Source organism: Lysinibacillus sp. NPDC047702, assembly GCF_050272555.1.
Classification (GTDB): domain Bacteria; phylum Bacillota; class Bacilli; order Bacillales_A; family Planococcaceae; genus Lysinibacillus.
In genome coordinates, this window is sequence record NZ_JBNNMG010000118.1 from 1 (window position 1) to 5237 (window position 5237).

A 5237-nucleotide genomic window follows, 5' to 3' on the forward strand; every position below is an offset into this window, starting at 1 on the left:
TCGTTTTGTCATCTTAGACACTCCTAGTAAATTGTTAAGATTATTATACTTTATAAACTCCCAATTCACTGTGTCCATAATTTAGACTAACATCACAAAAGCCAAAATAAATATAAAAAAATTATTGTCTAAAAACTTCATTAGTAAACCCTCCTCAGCTGTTTATACTTTAGAGCCATTTAAATACTTAGTATTAATGTTCATAGGTTTCAGCATTGCACATATCCCACTCCATCATTCAAATAGATATAGTAAATATTTACCTCAACCCACTTATCCTATCATTACCATCACTTACATTTCAATGGAAATCCAACATCCTTTTTGACGTTTAGCTTTTTATGAACTAAATAGCTCTGCTTATTTCATTGACCTATGTATTGGTTTTACCACCGAACCACATATCAATATTCCAGTCGATCCCCTCAAATTGGTAAACCAATTTAAAATAATGTCCATACAAATTTGTATTTGTATAATCTTTATATTTTAGTTCCAAAACGTTCTTGTTTTTTTGTGAGTATTGCTAATTCACTCATAATAATTTGAGGGTCCACTACTTCACAAAATGTTCCAATGTCAATGTCGGGGGTTACAATCAAATTATACGCAGTTGCACCTACTATAAAACAGTCGCCTACAGTATTCCATTTCTGTATTAATTATTAATTGTAATTCATTTAAAATCTTTTCTGCTTGAAACTGTCTATTATTGGCTCTTTCTAAACTATTCATTTATTCACATTCTTTTTTATTTGAGTCATACAAAACATTAGTCAAAAATGTAAACTTTTTTGAGACAGCCTTTCAAGATAGTGCAAAAACATTTCATTAACTGCTATGACTTTTTCATCAAGCAATGAAAACCTACGATAAACTAATCATTATAAAGTAGATTATTACCATCAAAATCAAAACAATTAAAAAATAAGATATCCAAATGATATGTCTATTAGAAGGTATAAACGCTTCATTTAATATTTGTTTTCTTTTTGCGGAATAATTAAATGTAGCTGTAAAAATAATTAATAAACCAAATAGGCATGCCAATAAACCAATGATTGCTGATAAAAAATCCACCCAAAAATTCCGAACAGTTCCAATAGCGAAGTGTAAACTTGTTGCTAAGAAGGCAACACCTAATATTGAAATTGCCGTTCTAATCCAAGCTAAATATGTTCTTTCATTGGCCAAATGTTGCTGGGCATACTTTAATTGCTTACTATCTATTTCTTGATCTAGCGAGTTATTTGGCATTGTAACACCTACTACCTCTATAAAATAATATTTTGTAAAATTTATATTCATATAAAGATTCCTTGCCTTGTGATGCAAACAAACCAACAAACGACTTATCTGGAGCATTCTTATTTAAGCATTTAACCAAAAGATTCATTATCGTCTTGCCAATATCATTATTTAGTAATCTGGATGCACGACTATATCTTGAATATAAAAATAAATAGCTCCATCACCAACAATTCTCCCCATCCCTACCATTTACTCATTATCTTTGACGGTGATACAGTGGATAGAATTTTCTAATGATGTTTTTGCCACTTCAAAATTTATTTATTTTCTATACTATATTTCTCCATATCGGTGCTCCTATACTTTAACTTCATCAAATTAAATTCGACACCTGATTATATAATCCTTCTAACAGCTAGATTAATCGTTAGTAAAATACAAACCTTTTTTATGTCAGTCGATTTTTCTTGCTTATGGATTATTTAACTAGAGTCCTAGTTTATAGAAGCACATTGCTACACAAACTGGTTCTTTTCCACACTCGGATGCTGCTCCTTTAGTTGGATAACCAAATTGATACAAATAAAGCAATCAATTTCAAGAAGACTGTTTTAAATATCTCCTGATAATCGTCTGGCTTCATCAGTAAGTCCCATATTAATCATTGCCTTCACTACTATTTCATGTAGTTCTAGATGGTCTTGCAATACATAATTAAGCTGAATATCCCTAAATAACGCTAGTCTTGAGGCAATTGGTGCAGAATAAAGATATTTCTTCAATAGCTCCAAATTTGGATCTGTGTGCGGTTGAATCTGGAATAGTGTTTGCTTTTCACCTTGAAGAAGCGGAGTTGTAACGCCCAGTCCATCCTGTGTTTCAATACTTACTTTACTTTGCCTATCTAGTTCAATGCTTATAACATATAGATACGGGTTGTCAATAATGGGTATCTGTAGATTCTCAATTAATAACTTTGATATTTTCTCCTGAACTAATTTATCATTTTCAGAAAGTTGATATGTAGCTTCTTCACTCCACCGTTTCTTAACTGCAATATAATTCTCTTCACTTTCAAATTGGTTATAAAACAACTCACTGTCAGTCATATTTACTCTTAAAAATTCACATAAATTGCTAGCAACAATACGAGTTGGACGTTCAAAATCCATAGGACAGATGCAAACAATTGGTGCTATTTCAAGATCAGTTACAGAACTATAATCTGTGAGGAATCCAAAGTGAATACCGTCTACACCAATATTTCCAAATACGACTACATCACTAGGTGTATTAAAATATCTAAAATTCTCAAGAGAAAGATAAAAATGAAGTCCAAGATAAACTTGTTCAGGGTCATCTAGAACATTTTGAAAGTCAATTAATTTTTGGAGTGTAGGTGGTACATTATATTTACCGAAATTTTTATTCATTGAGTTAGCCCCTTATGTTTTCCATAATCTTACCATGACAACTTTTACAAGATCACCCTTTATCGCGCTAAGCTGCTACTTTTTGCACAAGAAGTGACTGCTCTAATTGAACAATCGCACTCTTTAATGAAACACCCCACTCAATATTTGATATATTTAAATCTTTTTTCATTTGAATTTACGAATACAATCACCTCTTTTTTGGTTATATCTATTCCTTGAATTACAAAATAAACAGGTGTTCTATCTTTTGCTTCTTCAAAGGGAATATTGTCAAATTCCTCATTGCTTAAGTGTCTTAATTCAATACTATTGATTGTAGATATATTAAAATTATTCTTTGCTATTTCCTCCGCTTCATCTGATTTCACACTAGGTCCTACCAAATCGTCATCTTTCTCATTACAACTGATTAAAGTAAGTATCGGTACTATTATTGAGAACAAAATAACAAGGCACCTCATCCTCTACCTCATTTCTAATTGATTTCTCTTAACTAAACTGTATTTTTAGTTTAATAATATCTTATATTAGTTTCGTTTGGAAAACCATTTCCATTGACATTTTTCAACATTTATACTCACTCCATTACATATTTGGTCGGCTTTAAATCGGTTATGTCAATTGATTTTTTATCAATTAAGACCCATCACATGCGGCCTCTTTAGTTTAATTAATATTTTCCATTTGGATAATCAATAGAATTTGCTATCTCAATAAGTTCTTCAGATGTTACTTTATCAGAAGCATCTTGATCAATACTAAACACATACTGCCAATTATCTCTTTCAAAGACTAACATATTAAAACCAAATTTCGAATTGTCTATATAAGCTGCATTACTTCCGTCTTTCAATTTAAATACATCTGAAATATATTTTTCAAAGGAGATTTTATACTGAATTGGGCGAACATCAATTTTAAAATGATTTTGAGGGAATCGGTCATTTATCATTGTTATTTCAAACGCACCATTCATATCTCCATCTAATTTATTAAATCTTCCAAAATAATGAGTAAAACTTATTGGCGGTACTCTAAGTGGCAGCTTAAGTTCTATTTTATAAAGTTGTTCAAAATCTTTTAACGCAGACGCTACAGTTTTATATCCTATTTCAGGAAGAAATTCTTCAAGAGGTTGTGGGGAATCACTTAATTTTGCATCTACTATTTCATTAATGGATATAAAAATTAATAACAATAATAAAAAAAATATGTTTTTGTTCAAATTTATCGCCCCTAAATCATTTAGGTTTATTTTCTCCAATTGAATGGAAAATATGCTTTTTTTAGAATTCATGTAAAGACAACCACCCATAAGTGCCAACAACTCTAAAATGACAGCACTAATGTCACATTCAACCTCTCCAGACATAATAAAAAGCCATCACTCGTTGCGAGCATGACTTCTTCATAAACCTTCTAATATTCACTTTTCAATATTGAAAAGATGACAAGATCAACATACTTCCCTTTTTCAAATTCATGTTGTCTCAAAACACCTTCTTGACAAAAATTTAATTTTTCCAACAATCTTATAGATGATGTATTTTCTGGTTCTATTTTTGCCTCAATCTTATTTATCCCCATTGACGTAAAGGCAAAATGGATTATGCTACTTAAAGCCGTTTGCATAATACCCTTCCCCCAATATTCAGGGTTCAAATCATACCCAATTTCTATGCGGTTATGTTCTTTTTCATAATTTAAATAACCACATGTTCCAATCACTTTTTTGGTCTTAGCTTCTTCGATTACCCATCTTAAGCCAATCTGTTCTTTGAAAATTTTCTCATACCAATTTATTTCATCAATTGCATCTTCAACTGAATCAAATAGTTTTATTGGAAGGTACTTAACCACTTTTTCATTAGAATAAAGCGCAAATATATCTTTGCAATCATTAACTATTCCTTTTCGTAAGATGAAGCGTTCTGTTTCAAATTTAGGAAAATCTTTAAATTCGAACTCTATATTCATAATAAACTCCCCTTTCACACCATAAATTAACATTATTTTTTATAGTAACATATTATATTTAGGAATCTATCAAAAATATTCAGTTCATAAATACAACCTTTTTATAGGGTCGCAATTCAAAGATGAAATTCCAAGCCTTCATGCATAATAAAAAGCTATACCTTGTTAAATGTGATTTAGCAATGTTGACGTCTCAGCAAACTTCTATTTTAATTACTAATGCCTGTTTCTTCATCTGTCAAGAAAACTGCGATATTGCTATATCTATTAGATAGTAATAATACTATTTTATTAAAGGGTGAACTTTTTGATAAATGTAAAATTCTAATCTAAATCAACGCTATAGCTTATTTTTGATGAACAAACCACCTTTAACGGATGTTATTTGTTATGCAAAAAAGCAAGATTTGTTTGTTTTGTAATCACCCCCACTTGTGCTATTTGCTAAAAAAATAAAAAGCACTGTTTAAAAGTGCTTCATGTTGTTGAAATACTATTATGTCAATGAAATCAAGGTGACAAATTAAAAAGTATAGCTCTTTTTCAAAACGAGGGGTTGATCTCCGTTCCGAC

5 protein-coding genes and 1 pseudogene are annotated in these 5237 nt (G+C 30.6%); all 6 read right to left on the reverse strand.

The annotated features are described in order from the left end of the window. Nucleotides 1-867: 867 nt before the first annotated feature. The 6 genes and pseudogenes from ACQKIM_RS27585 to ACQKIM_RS27610 all read right to left on the reverse strand — a co-directional run bounded on the left by ACQKIM_RS27585 (nucleotide 868) and on the right by ACQKIM_RS27610 (nucleotide 4664). Entirely contained in the window at nucleotides 868-1257 is a 390-nt protein-coding gene (locus tag ACQKIM_RS27585) for a YidH family protein (protein WP_427550101.1), read from the reverse strand. Next, nucleotides 1247-1572: pseudogene (locus ACQKIM_RS27590) on the reverse strand (GNAT family N-acetyltransferase); the annotation flags it as partial. The pseudogene ACQKIM_RS27590 and the gene ACQKIM_RS27585, both read right to left, overlap by 11 nt. Before the next feature lie 290 nt (nucleotides 1573-1862). Beyond that, nucleotides 1863-2684, reverse strand: coding sequence for a hypothetical protein (locus tag ACQKIM_RS27595; RefSeq protein WP_427550103.1), 822 nt, complete (start codon nucleotides 2682-2684; stop codon nucleotides 1863-1865). A 140-nt stretch (nucleotides 2685-2824) separates the two neighbouring features. Continuing rightward, nucleotides 2825-3055 (reverse strand): hypothetical protein, encoded by a 231-nt coding sequence (locus ACQKIM_RS27600; RefSeq protein ID WP_427550105.1) that lies wholly within the window; start codon nucleotides 3053-3055, stop codon nucleotides 2825-2827. A gap of 302 nt (nucleotides 3056-3357) precedes the next feature. After that, nucleotides 3358-4059 (reverse strand): hypothetical protein, encoded by a 702-nt coding sequence (locus tag ACQKIM_RS27605; protein ID WP_427550106.1) that lies wholly within the window; start codon nucleotides 4057-4059, stop codon nucleotides 3358-3360. 47 nt (nucleotides 4060-4106) lie between these two features. Next, nucleotides 4107-4664 (reverse strand): GNAT family N-acetyltransferase, encoded by a 558-nt coding sequence (locus tag ACQKIM_RS27610; RefSeq protein ID WP_427550108.1) that lies wholly within the window; start codon nucleotides 4662-4664, stop codon nucleotides 4107-4109. Nucleotides 4665-5237 lie beyond the last annotated feature (573 nt).